Genomic DNA, 22,193 nt, shown 5'->3' with positions numbered 1-22,193 from the left:
GTGTCATGCGCGAGGCCCGAACCTTGCGCTGATGCGAGAGCGAGGCGGCCGTTCGTCCCGATCCGGGACGGGCGGCCGTCGGGCGCGACAGTTACGGCAGGATCGCAGGCATGTGCGGGATCGTAGGCATCGTCGGGCGTGAGGCGGTGGCGGGTCAGGTGATCGAGGCGCTTCGGCGGCTCGAATACCGCGGCTACGATTCCGCCGGCATCGCCACCCTGGAGCACGGCCAGCTCGAGCGGCGGCGCGCCGAGGGCAAGCTCTCGAACCTGCAGCTCAAGCTGGTGCAGTCGCCGCTCAAGGGCGCCATCGGCATCGGCCATACCCGCTGGGCGACCCATGGCCGCCCGAACGAGACCAACGCCCACCCGCACGCCACCGAGCGGCTGGCGGTAGTCCATAACGGCATCATCGAGAATTTCCGTGAGCTGAAGGCCGAGTTGCAGGCTGTCGGCGCCCGCTTCGAGACCGAGACCGATACCGAGGTCGTCGCCCAGCTCGTCAGCCATCTGATGGGGCAGGGGCTCGGGCCCGTCGCCGCGGTCGAGGCCGCGCTGCCGCGCCTGCGCGGTGCCTTCGCGCTCGGCTTTCTCTTTGCGGGCGAGGAGGACTTCCTGATCGGCGCCCGCCACGGCGCGCCGCTCGCCATCGGCTTCGGCCAGGGCGAGACCTATCTCGGCTCGGACGCGCTGGCGCTCGCCCCTTTCACCGACGAGATCACCTATCTCGACGAGGGTGACTGGGCGATCCTGGCCCGCGACGGCGCTGAAGTTCGCGACATCGCCGGCAATGTGGTGGCAAGGCCGCGCCAAAAAATCGTCAGCCAGGCCTATCTCGTCGACAAGGGCAACCACCGCCACTTCATGGCGAAGGAGATCCACGAGCAGCCCGAGGTGGTCGGGCGCACGCTGGCCCATTATGTCGACATGGCCAATGGCCGCATCGCCCTGCCCGAGGCTTTGCCCTTCGATTTCGCCAAGCTGTCGCGGCTCTCGATCACCGCCTGCGGCACGGCCTTCTATGCCGGCCTCGTCGCCAAGTACTGGTTCGAGACCATCGCCCGTCTCCCCGTCGAGATCGACGTCGCCTCAGAGACCCGCTACCGCGAGCCGCCGCTGGAGCGCGACGGGCTGACGCTCGTCATCTCACAGTCCGGAGAGACGGCCGACACGCTGGCCTCCCTGCGTTATGCCAAGGCTCAGGGGCAGCACAGCCTCGCCGTGGTCAACGTGCCGACCTCGACCATCGCTCGCGAATCCTCGGTGGTGATGCCGACGCTCGCCGGCCCCGAGATCGGCGTCGCCTCCACCAAGGCCTTCTCCTGTCAGCTCACCGTGCTGCTCTGCCTCGCCATCGCGGCAGGCCGGGCCCGCGGCACCATCGACGCCGCCCGCGAGCGGGCGCTGGTCGACGCGCTGATCACCGTGCCGGGCCTGATGGCGGAATCGGTGAAGCTCGAACCGGAGGTCGAGGTGCTGTCGCGCGAGATCGCGAAGGCGCGCGACGTGCTCTATCTCGGCCGCGGCACCTCCTACCCGATGGCTCTGGAGGGCGCGCTGAAGCTCAAGGAGATCAGCTACATCCACGCCGAGGGCTATGCCGCCGGCGAGCTGAAACACGGTCCGATCGCGCTGATCGACGAGAACGTCCCCGTCATCGTGATCGCACCGCACGACGCGATCTTTGAGAAAACGGTGTCGAACATGCAGGAGGTTGCCGCGCGCGGCGGCCGGATCGTCCTGATCGGCGATGCCAAGGGCGCGGCCGACCACGGCCTCGACACGCTGGCGACGCTGACCATGCCGGATGTCGATCCCGTCGTGGCGCCGATCGTCTACGCGGTGCCGGTCCAGCTTCTCGCCTACCACACCGCCGTCTTCATGGGGAAAGACGTCGACCAGCCCCGAAACCTCGCCAAATCCGTCACCGTCGAGTAGCCGCCTAACAACGAAAAATGCCGGCGCGGAGATCCGCGCCGGCATCGATGATTGGGCTTTGATGTGGCTCAGCGGTTCGGCAGGCCGAAGACCGTGAGCTGACCACCGAGGTTGGTGTAGCTCGACAGGGCTGCGTAGCCACCGACGGCACCGAGACCGGCATTCGGGTCGGTCAGGCCGGCCGCGAGGCCGATGCCGGCCCAGCCGCCGACGCCGGACAGGATGCCGACATACTGCTTGCCCTTGAACTCGTAGGTCATCACGTTGCCGATGATGCCCGACGGGGTCTTGAACTTGTAGAGTTCCTTGCCCGTCTTGGCGTCGACAGCCTTCAGGTAGCCCTCGAGCGTGCCGTAGAAGACCACGTCGCCGGCAGTGGCAAGCGCGCCGCCCCAGGCCGAGAACTGCTCGGGGTTCGACCAGATGATCTTACCCTTCACACCGTCCCAGGCGATGAAGTTGCCCATGCCGCCATGCGAGTTCGGCGCGGGATACATCGACAGGGTGGCGCCAACATACGGTTGGCCCGGGGTGTACGAGACCTTGAAGGGCTCGTAGTCCATGCAGACGTGGTTGGTCGGGACGTAGAACAGGTTGGTTTTCGGCGAGTAGGCCGCCGGCTGCTGGTCCTTGGTACCGAGAGCCGCCGGGCAGATGCCCTTCGAGTTCACGTCCTCGCCGTTCTGCTCGGTCGAGTATTTGGCGACGACCTTGGGACGACCGTACTCCTTGGACTTGGGGTCCATGTCGACGCCGGACGTCCAGTTCACCGCCGGATCGTACTTCTGTGCGACGAGGAGCTCGCCGGTGGCGCGGTTCAGCGTGTAGCCGAGACCGTTGCGGTCGAAGTGAGTGAGGAGCGGGGTCTCCTTGCCGTCGACTTTCTGATCCGTGAGGATCATCTCGTTGACGCCGTCGAAGTCCCATTCGTCGTGCGGGGTCATCTGGTAGACCCACTTGGCCATGCCGGTATCCGGGTTACGCGCCCAGATGGTCATCGACCACTTGTTGTCGCCCGGACGCTGCTTGGCGTTCCAGGTCGAGGGGTTGCCCGAGCCGTAATACATCAGGTCGAGCTTCGGATCGTAGGAGTACCAGCCCCAGGTGCAGCCGCCGCCGGTCTTCCACTGCTCGCCTTCCCAGGTCTTGATCGAGGAATCCTTGCCGACCGGCTTGCCGAGATAGGTGGTCTTCTCGGGGTCGACCAGGATCTGGTCGTCGGTGCCGACGGAGTAACCGCGCCACACCTTCTTGCCGCTCTTCAGGTCGTAGGCGGTGACGTGGCACTGCACGCCGAACTCGCCGCCGGACACGCCGACGATGACCTTGTCCTTCACCGGGAGCACGGTGGCGGTGTTGGTTTCGCCCTTGGCCGGGTCGCCGTTCTTCACGGACCAGTTCACCTTGCCGGTCTTCGCATCGAGCGAGACGAGAGTGGTGTCGGCCTGATGCAGCAGGATGGCGCCGTCGGCATAGGCCAAGCCGCGGTTGACCGTGTCACAGCACATCACCGGGATGACGGCCGGGTCCTGCTTGGGCTCGTACTTCCAGACGATCTTGCTCTCGTTGGCGAGGTCGAGCGCGTAGACGATGTTCGGGAACGGCGTGTGGAGGTACATCATGTTGCCGATGACCAGCGGCGAGCCCTCGTGGCCGCGCAGCACACCGGTCGAGAAGGTCCAGGCAACCTGGAGATCCTTCACGTTCTTGGCGTTGATCTGGTCGAGCTTGGAATAGCGGGTGTTGGCGTAGTCGACAGTCTGGATGACCTGCTCGGCGGGGTTGGCGATCCCCTTCAGCACACTCTCATTGGCAAGGGCCGGTGCTGCCGCAACAAGCCCTGCACCGAGGGCGAGACAATGTGCAGCTCTCATGTATTCCTCCGCGATCGCTCCCGGGCTTAAGCAGCTCATCTGCCAAATGCCCGTACTTGCTTGGCAAGTCATTGCCGGTCGTTGCCGGAAAACGGCGTCCGCCAATGCGGTGGTACGCCGTCAGCTCGTCTCGTTTTGACGTAAAATGGTCGCTTGCCGAGATCCGCTTTCCTTTGCCTACGCGGTTCCGGAAAAAAGGCAATAATAAACTCATAAGCCCAACAAGATTCGATCTCGCATATTCAACATTTACATCAGATTTTTCCCGATTTTCTTAATTGCCATTAGATTTTTGCTCAATCATCCCAAATAAATTTGGATACTTATTCTTTCCTCAAGGGCACTGTCCTTGGTTGACAGCGTTTTCGCTCGATCTATCCTCGGACTCGTTTGCGACTGGATGGAACGGGCTCCCTGGCCAACCGCTCTCGGGAGTTCTTTTAAATCGGCGGCGAAGTCTTTCCCGGCTTCGCCGTTTTTCTTTGCCTGTACGCGCATGAGCATTTGCGGATCTGCGCACGACTGGAACGGGGATGAGGATTCGGGCAGCTCGGATTGCAGCGATCATCGCCGTCTCCCTGGCCACGGCGCTCGCCAGGCCAGTCTCCGCCTGGTCCGTGACCGTGGAGGATGGATCGGACACCTCCATCGGACCCGATTCCACCCGCATCGTGCTCGATCTGATCAGACAGCGTTTCGAGACCCTCGATCCGAAGGTATCGGTGCTGCGCAAATCCAAGAGCGCTTGGATCTGCGGTTCGGTGAACGTCAAGAACCGGGATGGCCTCTATTCCGGCGAGCGGGGTTTCGTGGTCGACCTCTCCAACGCGTTCTTCGGGCGCATTCCCGACGGACCCGAGATGCTGAGCTCCCGCTCGGAGGGCTTCGCGGAGCGCGAGCACATTCGGCAGCTCTATTTCGATCTCTGCCTGGACTGAGCCGGCAGCCCGGCAACACCCGCCCGGACCCGTCTCGCATGCGGTGGACATCGCCTGAAAATCCGGGCTTTGATCCGCGAAACGAGGTGTCACGCGACGCGGGCCGGCACCCTTTCGCCAATCGGAAGCGGCATGAAGATCGAAATCGCCCTCGGCGATGTCGTCGTGAAAGGGGCTCGTGCCGAGCCCGCTCTGATGGACGTCGAGGAGCTTCTGGCGACCCGCCTGCTGGTCCAGGGGAATTCCGGATCGGGCAAGTCGCACCTGCTGATGCGCATCCTCGAGCAGAGCGCCGGCAAGGTGCAGCAGGTCATCGTCGACCCCGAGGGAGACTTCGTCTCACTTAGTGAGCGCTACGGCCACGTCGTGATCGATGCGCGCCGGAGCGACGCCGAGATCGAGACCATCGCGCTGCGCGTGCGCCAGTCCCGCGTCTCGGCGGTGCTCGACCTGCAGCACCTCGAGGTCGAGGGACAGATGCGGGCGACCGGCATCTTCCTCAACGCCCTGTTCGAGGCCGAGCGCGAGCACTGGCATCCGGCGCTGGTGGTGGTCGACGAGGCCCAGCTCTTCGCGCCCGTCGAGCGGGGCGAGTTCTCGGAGGATGCACGCCGGCTCTCGCTCGGGGCGATGACCAATCTGATGTGCCGCGGCCGCAAGCGCGGGCTCGCCGGGATCATCGCGACGCAACGCCTCGCCAAAGTCGCCAAGAACGTCGCGGCGGAAGCCTCCAACTTCCTGATGGGCCGCACCTTCCTCGACATCGACATGGCGCGGGCCGGGGACTTGCTCGGCATGGAGCGGCGCTCCACCGACATGTTCCGCGATCTCGGCCGCGGTCATTTCGTGGCGCTCGGCCCCGCGCTCTACCGGCGCCCGACCCAGCTCCATGTCGGCGAGGTCGCGCTTCGCGCGCTCGGCGCCGCGCCCCGGCTGACTCCACCGCCGGCCGAGGTCTCGGCCGAGGAGCGCGAGGCGCTGCTCGCGCCGGTGCCGATGACCGCGCCCCGTCCGGTGGCGGAGCGGCGGGCCGCGGCACCGCCGCCGCCTTCGGTCAACGACATGCTGGCGCGGATCGCCGAGCGCCGTGAAGCCGACGAGGAAGAGCATGCGCCGATCCCGGGCATGCCGCCGGAGGAGCGCGAGGCGGCCCTGCGCGCCATCGTGGGAGAGATTGCCGCCAACCCCGACAACGCCTTCGCGGACGAGCAGACACTGTTCAACGCCTTCTCCTACGCACACCGCTTCAAGCGGCTGCCCGGCACGGCCAACCGCGACGAGTTCCGGCGCCTGCTGGTCCTCGCCAAGGCGGGTGGCGATACGATCGACGCCTCCGACGAGCGCTGGCAGCAGGCGCTCACTGTGGCCGACGACGTGCCGGTTGAAGACCGCACGCTCTTTCTGCTCTTCGCCCGCGCCGCGATGAACCGCAGCGAATGCCCGCCCGACGCCACCGTGGCACGGATCTGCGGCACCCGCTCCGCGGGCCGCGCCCGCGGCATGATCTCCTTCCTGGAGCGCAAGGGCCACATCGCGGTGCGCTCGGGCTTCCGCAATCTGCGCACGGTGGCGATCCCCGCACTCGGCTGGGAGACGGCACCGGGCGATCCCAATGCGCCGGACGATCCCTCCGACGAGCCGCGGATGGCGGCGGAGTAGAGTACTGCCACGAGCCAGGGGGGCCGAATCCGCGTCCGGGCATTTTTGCGCGGTCGTGTCGGCAGCGGCTAGGTTCGCCCGTCCTCAGGGGGGAATCGGGTCGAACGCCATGCTCTACGCCATCCTTTGCTATCACGACGAGAACACCGTCTGCGCCTGGAGCAAGGAGCAAGATGAAGCGGTGATGGGCAAGCTCATGGGCATCCAGCAGAGGCTCGCCCAGGAGGGCAAGCTGGGCCCCGTGGCCCGGCTGATGCCGACCACCGCCGCCACCACGCTGCGCAAGGACCGCGAGCCGCCGCTGGTCATCGACGGTCCCTTCGCCGAGACCAAGGAGCAGCTGCTCGGCTTCTATCTCGTCGAGGTGGCGGGTCTGGACGAGGCGCTGGCGATCGCGAAGGAACTCGGCGATGCCAATCCCGGTGGCGCCCACGAAGTCAGGCCGGTGGGCTACGCCCACATGGGCGATCCTGGGAAGGCGATCACGTCATGAGCGACCTCGACTGGATCGAGCAGGCCCTGACGGGGGCGCGCCCCGTCGCAGTCGCCGCCCTGCTGCGCTACTTCCGCGACCTCGATACGGCGGAAGAGGCCTTCCAGGAGGCCTGCCTGCGGGCCCTGTCGAGCTGGCCCAAGAACGGGCCGCCGCGCGACACCGCCGCCTGGCTGATCATGGTCGGGCGCAATGCCGGGGTCGACGCCGCGCGCAAGCGCAGCCGGCTGGAGGCCCTGCCGGACGAGGACAAGCTCTCGGACCTCGACGATGCCGAGGGCGCGATGGCCGAACGTCTCGACGGCTCGCACTACCGCGACGACATCCTGCGGCTGCTCTTCATCTGCTGCCACCCGGACCTGCCGCGCACCCAGCAGATCGCACTGGCGTTGCGCATCGTCTCCGGCCTGTCCGTGGCGCGCATCGCCCGCGCCTTCTTGGTCGGCGAGAGCGCGATGGAGCAGCGCATCACCCGCGCGAAGGGGAGGGTGGCCAAGGCCGAGGTGCCCTTCGAGGCGCCGGGGCCGGCCGAGCGCGCCGAGCGGCTCTCGGCAGTGGCGGCGATGCTCTACCTCGTCTTCAACGAGGGCTATTCCGCCGGTTACGATCAGGCCGAGGCCCGCGCACCGCTCTGCGACGAGGCGATCCGCCTGACGCGACTACTCCTCAAGATCTTTCCGGCCGAGCCCGAACTCATGGGCCTGCTCGCCTTGATGCTCCTGCAGCATTCGCGCACCGCCGCGCGCTTCGACGAGGAGGGTGCCCTCGTGCTGTTGGAGGATCAGGATCGCGCGGCCTGGGATCGCCCGATGATCGGTGAAGGGCTCGCGCTTCTCGACAAGGCGATGCGCCACAACCGGCCCGGCCCCTACCAGATCCAGGCGGCGGTGGCCGCGCTCCACGCCCGCGCCACCACGGCCGCCGAGACCGACTGGCCACAGATCGACCACCTCTATGCGAGCCTGGAGCGGATGCAGCCCTCACCCGTGGTGACGCTCAACCGCGCGGTCGCCGTGTTCAAGGCGCGCGGGGCCGAAGACGCGCTCGCGCTGATCGCACCGCTGGAGAAGGATCTGTCGGGCTATTTCTACTTCCACGGCGCCCGCGGAGCGTTTCTGAAGGAGCTCGGCCGGCGGGAGGAGGCTCGCGTCAGCTTCGACCGGGCCATCGCGCTGGCCGGGACGGCAGCGGAGGCGGCCTATATCCGGATGCAGCTCGACGGATTGGGCGAAGGTGGCGTGCGGGCGGCTGGATAGCGGACCAATCGAGACCATCATGACGGAAACCATCGGCCTGCCGCTGGCGCGACGCATCGCCCTCGCCGCGCAGGGCTTCGGCATGCGGCGGCCGGAGTTGCCGGGCATCGCGCATCTGCGCCGGACCCTGGAGCGTCTGCATCTCCACCAGATCGACAGCGTCAACGTGCTGTCGCGCGCCCACTACCTGCCCGCCTTCTCCCGGCTCGGCCGCTACGACCGGGCCGAACTCGATCGCCTCGCCTGGGGGCCGAAGCGCCAGCGCAGACTGTTCGAGTACTGGGCGCACGAGGCCTCGCTCCTGCCCTTCGACTTCCAGCCCCATTTGCGCTGGCGGATGGCGAAGGCCGATCGCGGCGAAGCCGGCTGGAGCCGGATGCGGGCCTACGCGACGGAGCGGCGGCCCGAGGCCATGGCCCTTCTCGATCGCATCCGGGCCGAGGGCCCGCTGGCGGCGTCGGATTTCGAGGCCCATGCTGGCCAGTCCGGCTGGTGGGAATGGAGCGACGTGAAGAGCGCGCTCGAATGGCTGTTCTGGGCCGGTCACATCACCACGGCGACGCGGCGCGGCGGGTTCGAGCGGGTCTACGATCTGCCAGAACGCGTGATTCCCGCGGAGGTGCTGGGGCTGCCCACGCCATCGGATGCGGAAGCGCACCGATTCCTGATCGAGCGTGCCGCCGCCGCGCACGGCATCGCCACCGAGGCCGAGCTCAGGGACTATTTCCGCCTGTCGCCTGGAGAGGCTCGGCCGGCGATCCTGTCGCTCGCGGAGGAGGGGGTGCTGATCCCGGTCTCAGTGCCGGGATGGCGGCATGCCTGGCTTCACCGGGAGGCGCGCCAGCCCCGCCGGGTCGAGGCCCAGGCGCTTCTGGTGCCCTTCGACCCACTGATCTGGGAGCGCGACAGGACCGAACGGCTTTTCGGCTTCCGCTATCGGATCGAGATCTACGTCCCGGCCGAAAAGCGCGTGCACGGCTACTACGTGCTGCCCTTCCTGCTCGGAGATCGCCTCGTCGCGCGCGTCGATCTCAAGGCCGACCGGCAGGCCTCACGGCTCCTGGTGCAATCCGTTCATCTCGAACCCGGCGCGCCCGACCATACGCGCGAGGCTCTCGAGACGGAGCTCGGCACGATGGCGCTATGGCTGGAGCTGGACCGCGTCGCATTTCCGATGGAACGGCTGAGGCCGACGGGCTGAGGGGGCGCAGCCGGCTAGAGCGCCAGGGCGAAATCCTCGGGATCCGGCGCCGGGACGGATTCGCAGAGCGTCAGGTCCGCCACCGCTGGCAGGCGAGCCGCACGCAGGATGCGCCCGAGTTCTCCGACCGAGTACGGCTTGTGCAGCACCGGGAAGCCATGATGCGTGTCGTCGGCCAGCACTTGGCTGTACCCGCTTGTCAGCACCACCGGCAGATGTGGCCAGTGCGTGCGGATGTAGCGGCCGAGTTCGAGCCCGCTGATGCCGGGCATGATCACGTCGGACAGCACGAAGTCGAAATCCCGGGCCCGCTCTTCCAGAATGGCGATGGCGCTCTGGCCGTTGGCGGCGAGGCAGGTCTCGAAACCGAGATCATCGAGAAGCTGGCGCGCGAACTCGCCGACATCGCCGTTATCCTCCACGATGAGGACGCTGCCATGGCTCTCGATCAGCGGCTCGCCCGCCTCCTCGGCGTCGGTACGCGCCGGCGCCTCGACCCGCGGCAGGTAGAGCGTGAAGGTCGTGCCTTCGCCGAGCCGGCTCTCAACGGCGACGTCGCCGCCCGATTGCTTCGCGAAGCCGAAGACCTGCGACAGACCGAGGCCCGTGCCCCTGCCGACACCCTTGGTGGTGAAGAAGGGTTCGAAGATCTGGTCGAGGATCTCGGCCGAGATGCCAACGCCGGCATCCGTCACAGCGACGGCGACATACCGTCCCTCGATGGCGGCATGCCCTCTGAGCGCAGGAATCGAGGCCGTTTCACGCACTCGGATGGCAAGGTCGCCCTCACCATTCATCGCATCGCGCGAATTGACCGCGAGATTGACGATGGCGGTCTCGAACTGGCTGGCATCCGCTTCCACGAAGCAGGCCGACGCACAGGGCTCCACGGTCAGTCGGATGCGTGAACCAACCACGGTCCGCAGCATGTCTGCGACGTCGTCGAGCCGGTTGCCCGCATCGAAGGTTACGGGCTTGAGCACCTGACGGCGAGCGAAGGCCAGGAGTTGCGCGGTGAGCTTGGCGGCGCGGTCTGCCGTGTCCGAGATGGCGTCGAGATACCGTGTGCGCCGCTCTTCGGACAGCGACGGGCGACGCAGCAGCTCGGCTGACGACCGGATGACGGTCAGCAGGTTGTTGAAATCGTGCGCCACGCCCCCGGTGAGCTGGCCGATCGCCTCCAGCTTCTGCATCTGGCGAACCTGGCCCTCGGCCGCCAGGAGGTCGTTGGTGCGTTGCTGCACGCGCGATTCGAGGGTCTCGTTGAGGACGCGCAGCGTGGCCTCGGCCTGACGCTGCTGCTCCTCGCTTTCGCGCAGGGCGGCAACGGTTCGGGCGAGTTCCTGTTCGCGCGCCCTCAGCGCCTCCTCCGCGATCGTGCGCTCCAGGAGATCGGCCGCCTGCCGGGCCACGATATCGAGCAGCCGCAGATCGCGCTCGGAGGGTTGGTGCGGCGTGCTCCAATGCGTCGAAATCATCCCCAGCAGCCTTCCGCTGCGCGAGAGCAGCGGTGTGGTCTGGGCGGAGCGGATGCCGGCGCGACGGAAAGCGAGAAGGTCTTCGGTGCCGGCGATATCGTCCCATTTCTCGAAATCGGAAATGATCGCCCGCCGGCCGGATTTCAGCGCCAAGGTGCAACTGCTGCGCGCCGCAGGGCTGACCCATTGCCAGAATCCGATGGCGTCCGACGGGATCCCGCGCGAGCAGAGGAGCTGAAGCTCGCCGCCATGGCCCGAGGCGTGCCCCCGAGGGCACAGCAGCTGCATCGTCCCGAATTGCGACCCCGTGATCGACACCGCCGCGTCGACGATCCTGCCGTAGAGCGCGACCCGATCCTGTTCGCCGATCAATTCGATGCTGATGCTGTGGAGCAGCTCGATGTCGGAGAGATCGTTGTCCGGCGCGCCGAAAGGCGGGCGAAGAACATCCCCCGGATAGGCGTCGAGCAGAGCTGTCATGACTGCGCCTATGGGAGCTTAGCAAATGCAGAATTCATCGTAGCACTAAACGTCTGGGAGCGCGAAGTGTTTCGCTCCGAGGCAATCCGGCCTCCGGCTCGACGGGAAGCAGGCTCGTCCAAGCCCTGCAGTGCGCCGGATGCGGATGCCCCCCGCCACGATCTCGGCCGCTGATTTCTCGCCAGCCGCTGTCGGAACGGCGACGCTTCGACCGTCCTCGGGATATCAATCGACGGACGCGGCCTGTGCCGTTCGCGAGACCCTAGGGGGACCACCATGCCGACGACGCCGCAACACGAGACCAGCTCCCGCGCCATGACGCTCGCCGGGCGCATCATGAGTGGGCTCGTCATCGTGTTCCTGGTGTTCGACGGCGGCATCAAGCTGATTCCGATCGCTCCCGTCACCGAAACGATGCAGGCCCTCGGCTGGCCGGCGAGCGTCGAGATGGCACGCGGGCTCGGCGTGGTGACGCTGATCTGCACCTTGCTCTACGCCACGCCGCGGACCTCCGTGCTGGGAGCGATCCTGCTGACGGGCTATCTCGGCGGGGCGATGGCGACGCATCTGCGCGTCGGCAGCCCCATCTTCAGCCATCTGCTGTTCGGGCTCTATCTCGGGCTTCTGGCCTGGGGCGGGCTCTACCTGCGCGACGCGCGTCTGCGCACGCTGATTCCGATTCGCCTCTGAGATTCCCAAATGTCGAGTGTCGGGATTCCCAAAGCTCGCACGTTCTTCAGGAAGACGCCCACGTCACTCGAGGAGAACAACGATGAGCGAACCCACCATCGTCACCCGCGAGGCCTGGCTCGAGGCCCGCAAGGCCCTGCTGGCGCAGGAACGCGACCTCACCCACCGGCGCGACGCACTCAGTGCCGCGCGGCGAGAGCTGCCCTGGGTCAAGGTCGAGAAGGACTATGTCTTCGAGGCCCCGGACGGTGAGAAGCATCTCGGCGACCTGTTCGAGGGCCGTAGCCAGCTCGCCATCTACCATTTCATGCTGACGCCCGGCTCGGACCACATCTGCCCAGGCTGCTCCTTCGTCGCCGACCATGTCGACGCCGCCCGCCAGCATTTCGAGCAGGCCGACCTCGCCTTCTGCGCGGTCTCGCGTGCACCCCTGGGGCATATCGAGCAGGTGAAACGGCGCCTCGGCTGGACATTCCGCTGGGTCTCGTCCGGCCGCAACTCGTTCAACTACGACTTCGGCGTGTCCTTCGGGTCGGAGGAGCCGGGGCGCGTGATCAGCTACAATTACGGCGACGAACCGTCGACCGCACCCGATCTCCCCGGCGCGAGCCTGTTCATCCGCGACGCGGCCGGCGAGATCTTCCACACCTACTCGACCTATGCGCGTGGCCTCGAAACCCTGGTCGGCGCCTTCAACTGGCTAGATCTCGCGCCGAAGGGGCGCAACGAGCAGGGTACGATGAGCTGGGTGAAGCTGCACGACCAGTATGAGGGCGGCCAGGCGAAGGGCTCCTGTTGCGCCTGACACGATGCGCAGGGCCTTCGGGGGGCGCGGCACGGCAGGCCCGAGCCCGCGCGGCTTGGGAAACGGCCAAGCTCGGCCTGTCGCCGAGCCCGCGCTCTTGAGGCCGCGCAGGGGAGCGGTTACCTCTTCACAGGGTCCGTAATGCCCGAGCTTCCGGCAGCCCTCCGGTCCAGAGTTTTTTTCCCGTGGCGCCCACCATCTCGCCGATCCCGGATCCAGAGCCGATCTCCTCGAAGAAGCGGGTGAGCGCGCGGGGGCGTCTGCGCACCTATTTCCTCACCGGCATCATCGTCGCCGGCCCTTTGGCAATCACGATCTACATCACCTGGTGGATCATCGCCCTGATCGACGGCTGGGTGAAGCCGCTGGTGCCGGCGAGCTACCTGCCGGACCACTACCTGCCCTTCTCGATCCCCGGCCTCGGCCTCGTCATCGCCTTCGTCGCGGTGACGCTGCTCGGGTTCCTCACCGCGAACCTCGTTGGGCGCTCGGTGGTGGAGTTCGGAGAGGTGCTGCTCGCCCGCACGCCGGTGATCTCCGGCCTCTATCGCGGGCTGCGGCAGATCTTCGAGACGCTGTTCTCGGCCAACGGGACCTCGTTCCGCACCGTCGGTCTCGTGCAGTTCCCGGTGAAGGGCACCTGGTCGGTGGTGTTCCTGTCGGCGCCGGCCGGCACCGAGGTGCAGAACGCGCTGGCGCAGCACGACGGCATGCCGGCAGGCGAGGGGCACGACTACGTCGGCGTCTTCCTGCCCTGCGCGCCGAACCCGACCACGGGCTTCTTCTATTACCTGCCGCGCTCCGAGATCATCGAATTGCCGATCAGCGTCGATGACGCGGCCAAGCTGGTGATGTCGGCCGGCGTGATCCAGCCGGAAGACCATCAGAACCGGCTCCAGGCCATGGCGGCGGGCCTACGATCGGCTCAGGTCGAACAAGAGGCCGCCAACGAAAAAGCGCGCCGGGATCCGGCGCGCCTGGACGCGTAGTCGTCGGTCTGGGACCAGAACCGCCCGCTCAGTGATGGATGCTGAGCGAGGCCTTCTCGGCGGCGATGGTCGGCGGGGTCGCCTCGGCAACCTGGCTCGTTGCCGGTCGGGTGTTCGATCCGACCCAGTTCGTCGTCAGTTGCGCCGTCAGCAACAGGGCGAGCACCGCACAGAGAGCATTGGCGGCGATCCGGAACGGACGGGCCGAGAGCCGCACGCTGTCCATCAGGTCATCCGAAGAGGGCGAGGCCGCGATCTTGTCCGAGATCGGCAACAGCCACGGCTCGCTCGCCAGAGAGTTCGTGGAGCCCATCTCGTGAGCGCCCGGCAGGTTCTGGAACAGTCCTGCAGACATGTCCGATCTCCCGTTTTCATCTGTGGCAGGCCAGATTGAATGGCCTTTCGTTCATCTCCAGTTAATCGGGGAATACGTTCATTTCAAGTTCATGAAGGCCACACTGGGTGCTCTATTGCACTCAAGTTTGCTGAGAAAATACCTCAAGAAATCCGCATAAGCATCTGTGAAATAGATAAAAAATAAAACTGTCACAAATCGAGCTAATCCTTCTTGATGCGGCGTGGGCGCGCAGTCTGCCGCGTCGAAGGCCCGTTCAGAAGCGGCTTTCCTGAACGGGCGAAACACTCGCGAATCTGAACGATCGAGGGACGGGGGCCGAGCGTTGCGCCCCGAAACTCACCCAGCCCCAAGCAGCCGGATCGCGGCGTCGCGCTCGAACAGGTAGAGCAGCACCCGCAGCGCCTGCCCGCGCTCGCTCTTCAGGGCCGGGTCGCGCTCGACGATCAGCCGGGCATCGTCGCGAGCGGCCTCCAGCAGATTGCCGTCGCTCTCGATCCGTGCGAGGCGGAAGGCGGCGAGGCCCGACTGGCGGGTGCCGAGCACCTCGCCCTCACCGCGCAGGCGCAGATCCTCCTCGGCGATGCGAAACCCATCCTCGGTCTCGCGCATCATCTCAAGCCGGGCCTTGGCGACTTGGCCGAGAGGGCCGCGATAGAGCAGCAGGCAGGAGGAGGGCTTGCTCCCGCGCCCGACGCGGCCACGCAGCTGATGGAGCTGGGCGAGGCCGAAGCGCTCGGCATGCTCGATCACCATAATGGTGGCCTCCGGTACGTCGACACCGACCTCGACCACGGTGGTGGAGACCAGGATCCTGGTATCCCCGGACGCAAAGCGCTCCATGGCCGCGTCCTTCTCAGGCCCCGGCATCTTGCCGTGGATCAGACCGACGGAGGCGCCGAACTCCTTGGCCAGGTCGTCGAACCGCTCGGCCGCGGCCGCGAGGTCGATGAACTCGGATTCCGCGACCAGCGGGCAGATCCAGTAGACGCGGTCCCCGGCTTCGAGCGCCCTACGCAGCCCGGCAACGACCTCGTCGATGCGCTCGATCGGCACGGTGATGGTCTTGATCGGCTGGCGCCCTGCCGGCTTCTCGTCGAGCACCGAGACGTCCATGTCGCCGAAGAACGTCAGAGCCAGGGTGCGCGGGATCGGCGTCGCGGTCATGACCAGGATGTCGACCGCCTCGCCCTTGTCGCCGAGCGCCAGACGCTGGTGCACGCCGAAACGATGCTGCTCGTCGACCACGGCGAGGCCGAGATCGGAAAACACCACGCTCTCCTGGAAGAGCGCATGGGTGCCGACCAGAATGTCGATCTTCCCCTCGGCGAGATCGGACAACGTGGCCCGGCGCTCGGCGACCCGGTCGCGGCCGGTAAGGAGACGGATGCGCAGCGCCCCGATCAGGGGCGACAGCCGCTCGAAATGCTGTCTGGCGAGAATCTCGGTCGGCGCCATCAGCGCGGCCTGCCGGCCGGCCTCGACGGCCGAGACCATGGCGAGGAGCGCCACCGCCGTCTTGCCCGAGCCCACATCGCCCTGGAGCAGGCGCAGCATGCGCTTGTCGGAGGCCATGTCGGCACGGATATCGGCGACGGCCCGCGACTGCGCGCCGGTCAGCGCGAAAGGAAGGGTGGCCTCGATCCGCTCCTTCAGATGGCCGTCACCGGCATTGGAGCGGCCCGGCTTGCGCCGGGCGCGGGCCCGCATCAGGGCCAGCGCCAGCTGCGAGGCCAAGAGTTCGTCATAGGCCAGCCGCCGGCGTGCGGCAGTCGACGGCGCGATCTCGCCTTCGGGAACCGGGGGAGGCGCCTCGTCCGGGTGATGTTCTGCCTTCAGCGCATCGGCGAAGGGCGCGAAGCCTTGCGCGCGCAGCCACGCTGGGTCCTGCCATTCCGGCAGCACGGGCAGCTTATCGAGGGCGCTATGGGCGAGGCGGCTGATCGTGCGCGAGGTCAGCCCCTCGGTGGCGCCATAGACCGGCTCGACCGCAGGGAGATCGGCGAGGCCGGCCTCGTCGATGATCCGCGAGGGATGCACCATCTGGCGCATGCCGTCCCAGAGCTCGATCCGGCCCGAGACGAAGCGATGGCTGCCGAGAGGCAGCATCTTTTCGACCCGCGCCCGCGGCATGCCGAAGAAGACGAGGCTGATGTCGCCGGTCCCGTCCTCCACCAGCACGCGATAGGCGCGCCGGCCGGCTGCCGGGGCACGGTGATCGACCACCGTGACACCGAGCGTCACGGGCTCGCCGATGGGGGCCTGCGCGATCGAACCGACGAGCGGACGGGCGATGCCACGCTGGGGCAGGTGAAACAGCAGGTCGACGATCCGCGCCGGCCGCTCGTCCGTGCCGAGCAGCCGCTCGATGAGCGGTGCCATCTTCGGCCCGACGCCGGGCAGCCCGCGGGCCGGGGCGAACAGGGCATCGAGGAGGCTCGGGCGCAGGCGGGGGGTATCGTCGGTCATGGAGCGAGGCTGTGTAGGGCCGCAAGGATATGGCGTCATCCGTCTGCCGTCGCGCCCCCGCCACCAAGGAGGCGTGGAGAGCGGCCCTGGATCCTCTGATACCCGGATACCCTGATCCCAGGATCAGCCGATCCGGTGACGGCTCGGTTTCGCGCGCCGGGTCGCCTCGGCTAGACTGCCCCGTCCGCCACGGAGCCCTTCATGTCCGGCACCACCCGCACCAGCGCCGATCTCGATCCCCGCCGCCGCCGCACGCTTTTTCGGGCTTGGCATCGCGGCATGCGCGAGATGGACCTGCTGATGGGTCGCTTCGCCGATGCCGAGATCGGGGACCTGTCCGAGGACGACCTCACCGCCTTCGAGGCGCTGATCGAGCTGCCGGACCGTGACCTGCTTGGCTGGCTCACTGGAGAGGCCGCGACCCCCTCGGACTACGACACGCCAGTGTTTCGCCGCCTCAAGGCGTTCCACCGACACGATTCACCGATCCATTCCTGAAGCTCGGCCGTACGGTGCGGGCGGACACGCCCAACCAAATCGTCTAGTCCCAGACTTCGATTGTGCCGAATCGTCGCATCGCAACCAGCGGGCGACGCGATCTGCTGATCGAAGGAGTGGACATGGCCGTGACCTTCATTGGGCGAGCCCGCCCCATTGCACTTTGTCTGGCGCTCATCCTCGTCGGAGGCGCGGGATCCGCGCAGGCGCAAACCGCGGCGACGACACAGGCCGCGCCGCAGCCCGGCCCGATGACCGCCGAGCAGAAGGCGGCGGAGGTGAAGTCCGCCTGGACCGACGCCCAGAAGGTCGCCACGCTCGGCCCGAACAGCGCCAAGCTCCTCGACCAGGCCGACCTCAAGCTCCCCGACAACACCGCGTTCGTGCCGGCCATGCAGGCCAAGCGCATCCTGCGCGCCTACGGCAACACGCCGGGTCCAGACGTCGTCGGCCTCGTCACGGGCACCGCCGACAAGGACGATTGGTTGGTCGTCATCCGCTACATCAAGGAAGGCTACATCAAGGACGACGACGCCAAGGACTGGAACGCCGACGACCTGCTCGCCAACATCAAGGAGGTCACCGCCCAATCCAACGAGGACCGCGCCGCGCGTGGCTTCCCGAAGCTCCGCATCGTCGGCTGGATCGAGAAGCCGAGCTACGACGCACAGACGCATCGCCTGGTCTGGTCGCTCTCCTCGAAGCAGGAGAACGAGCCGGACAGCGCCGATGGCGGCGTCAATTACAACACCTATGCCCTTGGTCGGGACGGCTATTTCAGCCTCAACCTGCTGACTTCGCAAAGTGAGGTCGAAGCACGGAAGCCCGTGGCGCACTCGCTGCTCTCGAACCTCTCCTACGTCGATGGCAAGCGCTACTCCGACTTCAACACCTCCACCGACCGCATCGCCGCCTATGGGCTCGCGGCGCTGGTCGGGGGCGTCGCGGTGAAGAAGCTCGGCCTGTTCGCGATCGTGGCGGCTTTCCTGGCGAAGTTCGCCAAGATCGGCATCCTCGCGGTGATCGGCCTCGGCGCCGGCATCTCCAAGCTATTCAAGCGCAAGCCGAAGGACGCACCCCAGGCGGCCACCTCCTCGGCGCACGACGCCTCATAAAAAGACCCGCCCGGAAGCCGCTCCTCGTTGGGGGCGCTCGGGCTCGGCAAGGCGGCGACGACAGGCGGGACCATGCTCCTGCCCATCGCCGCCTACGCCCCGGTCTGGGACTGGCGCTTTGCCATCAGCTTGGCCGCGCTGCTCGTCGTCCACGAGAGGGGCCACTTGGTCGCCGGGCGGCGGTAAACGGGGCCCAACTCCTCCGCACCCGGAACTGCGCGAAACCGATCAAGCTTGTCCGAGACGCAGCCAGCAGGCATGCGACGCAGCGACCCTGCCAGCCCATATCGCCCCCTGACCAAATCAACCGTTTCGAGCTACACCGCGCCCGACATGGCCAAAACTGCCCCCGTACCCGCTCCGAAACAGCCGGTCGCACGCTTCGCGCTGCCCAAATCCGCTCCGCTCACCAAGGCGATCGAGGCGCTGAAGCGTGGCGAAAGCCCGACACTCGGCAACGTGCCCGACGGCTTCGACACCATCGTGGTCGCCGACCTCGCCCGCGCCCTGGCCCAAGGCTTCGAGGGGCCAGCGGTGCTGGTGCACGTGGCGCGCGATTCCAGCCGCTCCAACGCCTTCCAGACGGCGCTGAAATTCGTCGCCCCCGAGATCGAGGTCATGAATTTTCCGGGCTGGGACTGCCAGCCCTACGACCGCGTCTCTCCGAATGCCGGCATCGCCGCCCAGCGCATGACCGCGCTCTCGCGCCTGACCCGGTCGCGCTCCTCGGAAGAGAACCCGCGCATTCTCTGCACCACGGTGAACGCCCTGGTGCAGCGCGTGCCGCCGAAGAATCGCATCGCGGTCGAGACCTTCTCCGCCTCGGCCGGCAGCGTCGTGCCGATGTCGAAGGTCCAGGAATGGGTCGAGGCCAATGGCTTCCTCCGCACTGGCACCGTGCGTGACACCGGTGAATATGCCGTGCGCGGCGGCATCCTCGACCTGTCGCCGCCGGGCCTGCCGAACCCGATCCGCCTCGATTTCTTCGGCGACACGCTGGAGACCATCCGCGCCTTCGACCCGGAGACCCAGCGCACCGTCGGGGCCCTGCGCTCCCTCGATCTCGTGCCGATGAGCGAGGTCCAGCTCGTCACGGATACGATCCGGCGCTTTCGACAGGGCTACATCGCCTCCTTCGGAGCGGCGAACCGTGACGACCGTCTCTACGAGACCGTGAGCGAGGGCCGCCGCTATGCCGGCCTCGAGCACTGGATGCCGCTCTTCTACGAGCATCTCGACACGCTGTTCGATTATGTCGGCGGCGTGCCGCTGATCTTCGACGCGCAGGCCGAGGACGCCGCCGCCGAGCGGCTCTCGCTGATCCAGGACTATTTCCAGGCCCGCGACGAGGCCCAGAAGACGCCCCAACCCGGCGTCGCGCCCTACAAGCCGCTGCCGCCGCGCGCCCTCTACCTCACGCCGAACGAGCTGAAGGAGCGCATCGCCACGGGCGCCGTCGCCCGGCTCACCCCCTTCGCACAGCCGGAATCCGACGAGCGCGCGGTCATCGACTGCGGCGCCCATGCCGGCCGGAGTTTTGCCCCTGAGCGGGCCGACGAGGCGGCCAGCGTCTTCGATGCGGCCGTCGCCCACATCAAGGACCTGCAGGGATCCGGTCATCACGTGATCCTCGGATCCTGGTCCGACGGCTCGCGCGACCGGCTCTGCGGCGTGCTCGCCGATCACGGTCTCAAGAAGCCGATCTCCATCAACACGCTGACCGCCGTGAATGCGCTGAAGCGCGGCACCGACGTGGCGGTCGCGGTCTGGGGCCTCGAATCCGGCTTCATCATCGACCGGCTCGCCGTCGTCTCAGAGGGCGACATCCTCGGCGACCGCCTGGTGCGCCAGAAGCGCAAGTCGAAGCGCCCGCAGGACGTCATCCTGGAGGTGCAGGCGCTGCAGCCGGGCGACCTCGTCGTCCATGCCGATCACGGCATCGGCCGCTTCGTGACGCTCAAGACCGTGCATGCCGCCGGCACGCCGCACGACTGCCTGGAGATCCAGTACGCCACCGGCCTGCTGCTGCTGCCGGTCGAAAACATCGAGCTGCTGACCCGCTACGGCTCCGAGGATTCGGAGGTCGCCCTCGACCGCCTCGGCGGCAGCGGCTGGCAGGCCCGCAAGGCCCGGATGAAGAAGCGCATCCTCGAAATGGCGGGCGCGCTCATCAAGGTCGCCGCGCAGCGCTTCGTGAAGCAGGCCCCGCGCCTGCATCCGCCGGAGGGCCTCTACGGCGAGTTCGCCTCCCGCTTCCAATTCGAGGAAACGGAAGACCAGCAGAACGCCATCGACGCGGTGCTCGACGACCTCAATGCCGGCCGTCCGATGGACCGCCTCGTCTGCGGCGATGTCGGCTTCGGCAAGACCGAGGTGGCGCTCCGCGCCGCCTTCGCCGGCGCGATCTCGGGCAAGCAGGTCGCGGTGATCGTGCCGACGACGCTGCTGGCGCGCCAGCACTACAGGAATTTCGCCGAGCGCTTTAAAGGACTTCCCGTCCAGGTCGCTCAGCTCTCGCGCTTCGTCTCGGCCGGCGAGATGAAGCAGGTGAGGGCGGGGCTCGCGGACGGCACCGTCGACATCGTCGTCGGCACGCACGCGCTGCTGGCCAAGAACATTGCGTTCAAGAATCTCGGCCTGATCATCGTCGATGAGGAGCAGCACTTCGGCGTCTCCCACAAGGAGCGGCTGAAAACGCTGCAGGCCGACGTCCACGTGCTGACGCTTTCGGCGACGCCGATCCCGCGCACGCTCCAGCTCGCCATGACCGGCGTGCGCGAGCTCTCGATCATCGCGACGCCGCCGGTAGACCGCCTCGCGGTGCGCACCTTCGTGACGCCGTTCGACCCGCTGCTGATCCGCGAGGCGCTGCTGCGCGAGCGCTACCGGGGAGGGCAGTCCTTCTACGTGGTGCCCCGCATCGAGGACCTCGCCGAGGTCAAGAAATTCCTCGACCAGGAGATGCCCGAGACCACAGTGGCGGTCGCTCACGGCCAGATGGCGGCCGGGCAGTTGGAGGACGTCATGACGGCCTTCTACGAGGGCAAGTACGACGTGCTGCTCTCGACCACGATCGTCGAATCGGGCCTCGACATCCCCACCGCCAACACACTGATCGTGCACCGGGCCGACATGTTCGGCCTCGCCCAGCTCTACCAGCTGCGCGGGCGCGTCGGCCGCTCGAAGGCGAGGGCCTACGCGCTGTTCACCACACCGGCCAACCGCCAGCTCACGACGCAGGCCGAGCAGCGCCTCAAGGTGCTGCAGACCCTCGACACGCTGGGCGCCGGCTTCCAGCTCGCGAGCCACGACCTCGACATTCGCGGCGCCGGTAATCTTCTGGGCGACGAGCAGTCCGGCCACATCAAGGAGGTCGGCTACGAACTCTACCAGCAGATGCTGGAGGACGCCGTCACCGCTCTCAAGGCCGGCATCGAGGAGCCTGAGGAAGAAGCCTGGTCGCCGACCATCGCCCTCGGCGCGCCGGTCACCATCCCCGAGGACTATGTCGAGGACCTCACGGTCCGCCTCGGCCTGTATCGTCGCCTGTCCACCTTGGAGAGCGACGCCGAGCTCGAGAGCTTCGGCGCCGAGCTGATCGACCGATTCGGCAAGCTGCCACCGGAGGTCGAGCAGCTTCTCAAGATCGTGACCATTAAGCTGCTCTGCCACGAGACCAACATCGAGAAGGTCGAAGCCGGCCCGAAGGGCATTGTGATCCAGTTCCGCGACAAGAAATTCGCGAACCCGCCGGGGCTGATCGCCTACGTCACGAGCCAGGCCTCCTTCGCCAAGGTGCGGCCGGACATGAGCATCGTCTTCATCCGCGAGCTGAACAGCATCCCGGCGCGTCTCAAGGAGACCACCGGCATCCTGCGCAGCCTCGCCAAGATCGCAGGGCAGGGGAAGAAGGCCGCGTGAAATGAAAAAAGGCGAGCCTCGCGGCCCGCCCCTGT

Annotated in this window: 16 protein-coding genes; 12 read left to right on the top strand and 4 right to left on the bottom strand. The window is 67.1% G+C overall.

The window, feature by feature from the left end; all coding sequences use genetic code 11:
• Positions 1–110 precede the first annotated feature (110 nt).
• Positions 111–1,937 carry a glutamine--fructose-6-phosphate transaminase (isomerizing) gene (gene glmS / locus HCU64_RS14060; protein WP_233384612.1) on the top strand — a complete coding sequence of 609 codons (1,827 nt, stop codon included), beginning with the start codon at positions 111–113 and terminating at the stop codon, positions 1,935–1,937.
• Positions 1,938–2,005: 68 nt separating this feature from the next.
• On the opposite strand, the gene xoxF5 is transcribed toward glmS, so the two are convergent.
• The gene (gene xoxF5 / locus HCU64_RS14055) at positions 2,006–3,811 is read right to left on the bottom strand and encodes a lanthanide-dependent methanol dehydrogenase XoxF5 (protein ID WP_233384610.1); all 1,806 of its coding nucleotides are present in this window, start codon (positions 3,809–3,811) and stop codon (positions 2,006–2,008) included.
• Positions 3,812–4,344: 533 nt separating this feature from the next.
• Between xoxF5 and HCU64_RS14050 the strand changes: the two genes are divergently transcribed.
• The 5 genes from HCU64_RS14050 to HCU64_RS14030 all read left to right on the top strand — a co-directional run bounded on the left by HCU64_RS14050 (position 4,345) and on the right by HCU64_RS14030 (position 9,358).
• Entirely contained in the window at positions 4,345–4,749 is a 405-nt protein-coding gene (locus HCU64_RS14050) for a hypothetical protein (protein WP_233384609.1), read from the top strand.
• Positions 4,750–4,881: 132 nt separating this feature from the next.
• Positions 4,882–6,408, top strand: a complete 1,527-nt coding sequence (locus HCU64_RS14045) for an ATP-binding protein (protein WP_233384608.1) — start codon at positions 4,882–4,884, stop codon at positions 6,406–6,408.
• A gap of 109 nt (positions 6,409–6,517) precedes the next feature.
• Entirely contained in the window at positions 6,518–6,901 is a 384-nt protein-coding gene (locus HCU64_RS14040) for a YciI family protein (protein ID WP_233384607.1), read from the top strand.
• Complete coding sequence (locus tag HCU64_RS14035) at positions 6,898–8,157, top strand: RNA polymerase sigma factor (RefSeq protein ID WP_233384606.1); 1,260 nt, start codon at positions 6,898–6,900, stop codon at positions 8,155–8,157. Before HCU64_RS14040 ends, HCU64_RS14035 begins: the two co-directional genes overlap by 4 nt.
• A gap of 19 nt (positions 8,158–8,176) precedes the next feature.
• Positions 8,177–9,358 carry a winged helix-turn-helix domain-containing protein gene (locus HCU64_RS14030; protein ID WP_233384605.1) on the top strand — a complete coding sequence of 394 codons (1,182 nt, stop codon included), beginning with the start codon at positions 8,177–8,179 and terminating at the stop codon, positions 9,356–9,358.
• A 14-nt stretch (positions 9,359–9,372) separates the two neighbouring features.
• On the opposite strand, the gene HCU64_RS14025 is transcribed toward HCU64_RS14030, so the two are convergent.
• The gene (locus HCU64_RS14025; RefSeq protein WP_233384604.1) at positions 9,373–11,316 is read right to left on the bottom strand and encodes an ATP-binding protein; all 1,944 of its coding nucleotides are present in this window, start codon (positions 11,314–11,316) and stop codon (positions 9,373–9,375) included.
• Between the two features lie 276 nt (positions 11,317–11,592).
• Between HCU64_RS14025 and HCU64_RS14020 the strand changes: the two genes are divergently transcribed.
• The 3 genes from HCU64_RS14020 (at position 11,593) to HCU64_RS14010 (ending at position 13,800) form a co-directional block, all read left to right on the top strand.
• Positions 11,593–12,006 (top strand): DoxX family protein, encoded by a 414-nt coding sequence (locus tag HCU64_RS14020; RefSeq protein ID WP_233384602.1) that lies wholly within the window; start codon positions 11,593–11,595, stop codon positions 12,004–12,006.
• A gap of 82 nt (positions 12,007–12,088) precedes the next feature.
• Positions 12,089–12,811: a DUF899 domain-containing protein gene (locus HCU64_RS14015; protein ID WP_233384601.1), complete on the top strand. Its 723-nt coding sequence runs from the start codon at positions 12,089–12,091 to the stop codon at positions 12,809–12,811.
• 185 nt (positions 12,812–12,996) lie between these two features.
• The gene (locus HCU64_RS14010; RefSeq protein ID WP_233384600.1) at positions 12,997–13,800 is read left to right on the top strand and encodes a DUF502 domain-containing protein; all 804 of its coding nucleotides are present in this window, start codon (positions 12,997–12,999) and stop codon (positions 13,798–13,800) included.
• Positions 13,801–13,828: 28 nt separating this feature from the next.
• Here the strand turns inward: HCU64_RS14010 and HCU64_RS14005 are convergent, their stop codons facing one another.
• Positions 13,829–14,155 (bottom strand): hypothetical protein, encoded by a 327-nt coding sequence (locus HCU64_RS14005; RefSeq protein ID WP_233384599.1) that lies wholly within the window; start codon positions 14,153–14,155, stop codon positions 13,829–13,831.
• A gap of 339 nt (positions 14,156–14,494) precedes the next feature.
• Complete coding sequence (gene recG, locus HCU64_RS14000; protein ID WP_233384598.1) at positions 14,495–16,624, bottom strand: ATP-dependent DNA helicase RecG; 2,130 nt, start codon at positions 16,622–16,624, stop codon at positions 14,495–14,497.
• A 201-nt stretch (positions 16,625–16,825) separates the two neighbouring features.
• On the opposite strand from recG, the gene HCU64_RS13995 reads away from it, so the two are divergent.
• The 3 genes from HCU64_RS13995 (at position 16,826) to mfd (ending at position 22,158) form a co-directional block, all read left to right on the top strand.
• Positions 16,826–17,122, top strand: a complete 297-nt coding sequence (locus HCU64_RS13995; RefSeq protein ID WP_233384597.1) for an FAD assembly factor SdhE — start codon at positions 16,826–16,828, stop codon at positions 17,120–17,122.
• A 122-nt stretch (positions 17,123–17,244) separates the two neighbouring features.
• Positions 17,245–18,237: a DUF2167 domain-containing protein gene (locus HCU64_RS13990; protein WP_233384596.1), complete on the top strand. Its 993-nt coding sequence runs from the start codon at positions 17,245–17,247 to the stop codon at positions 18,235–18,237.
• A 333-nt stretch (positions 18,238–18,570) separates the two neighbouring features.
• Entirely contained in the window at positions 18,571–22,158 is a 3,588-nt protein-coding gene (mfd, locus tag HCU64_RS13985; protein ID WP_233384595.1) for a transcription-repair coupling factor, read from the top strand.
• Positions 22,159–22,193 lie beyond the last annotated feature (35 nt).

The sequence above is a fragment of the Methylobacterium sp. C25 genome (genome assembly GCF_021352225.1).
Taxonomy (GTDB): domain Bacteria; phylum Pseudomonadota; class Alphaproteobacteria; order Rhizobiales; family Beijerinckiaceae; genus Methylobacterium.
The sequence above is the reverse complement of the archived record's forward strand: the minus strand, read 5'-3'. Positions and strand labels throughout refer to the sequence as shown.

Coding starts and splice junctions, on each gene's coding strand:
- glmS (WP_233384612.1), top strand. CDS start 111: ATGTGCGGGATCGTAGGCATCGTCGGGCGTGAGGCGGTGGCGGGTCAG.
- xoxF5 (WP_233384610.1), bottom strand. CDS start 3,811: ATGAGAGCTGCACATTGTCTCGCCCTCGGTGCAGGGCTTGTTGCGGCA.
- HCU64_RS14050 (WP_233384609.1), top strand. CDS start 4,345: ATGAGGATTCGGGCAGCTCGGATTGCAGCGATCATCGCCGTCTCCCTG.
- HCU64_RS14045 (WP_233384608.1), top strand. CDS start 4,882: ATGAAGATCGAAATCGCCCTCGGCGATGTCGTCGTGAAAGGGGCTCGT.
- HCU64_RS14040 (WP_233384607.1), top strand. CDS start 6,518: ATGCTCTACGCCATCCTTTGCTATCACGACGAGAACACCGTCTGCGCC.
- HCU64_RS14035 (WP_233384606.1), top strand. CDS start 6,898: ATGAGCGACCTCGACTGGATCGAGCAGGCCCTGACGGGGGCGCGCCCC.
- HCU64_RS14030 (WP_233384605.1), top strand. CDS start 8,177: ATGACGGAAACCATCGGCCTGCCGCTGGCGCGACGCATCGCCCTCGCC.
- HCU64_RS14025 (WP_233384604.1), bottom strand. CDS start 11,316: ATGACAGCTCTGCTCGACGCCTATCCGGGGGATGTTCTTCGCCCGCCT.
- HCU64_RS14020 (WP_233384602.1), top strand. CDS start 11,593: ATGCCGACGACGCCGCAACACGAGACCAGCTCCCGCGCCATGACGCTC.
- HCU64_RS14015 (WP_233384601.1), top strand. CDS start 12,089: ATGAGCGAACCCACCATCGTCACCCGCGAGGCCTGGCTCGAGGCCCGC.
- HCU64_RS14005 (WP_233384599.1), bottom strand. CDS start 14,155: ATGTCTGCAGGACTGTTCCAGAACCTGCCGGGCGCTCACGAGATGGGC.
- recG (WP_233384598.1), bottom strand. CDS start 16,624: ATGACCGACGATACCCCCCGCCTGCGCCCGAGCCTCCTCGATGCCCTG.
- HCU64_RS13995 (WP_233384597.1), top strand. CDS start 16,826: ATGTCCGGCACCACCCGCACCAGCGCCGATCTCGATCCCCGCCGCCGC.
- HCU64_RS13990 (WP_233384596.1), top strand. CDS start 17,245: ATGGCCGTGACCTTCATTGGGCGAGCCCGCCCCATTGCACTTTGTCTG.
- mfd (WP_233384595.1), top strand. CDS start 18,571: ATGGCCAAAACTGCCCCCGTACCCGCTCCGAAACAGCCGGTCGCACGC.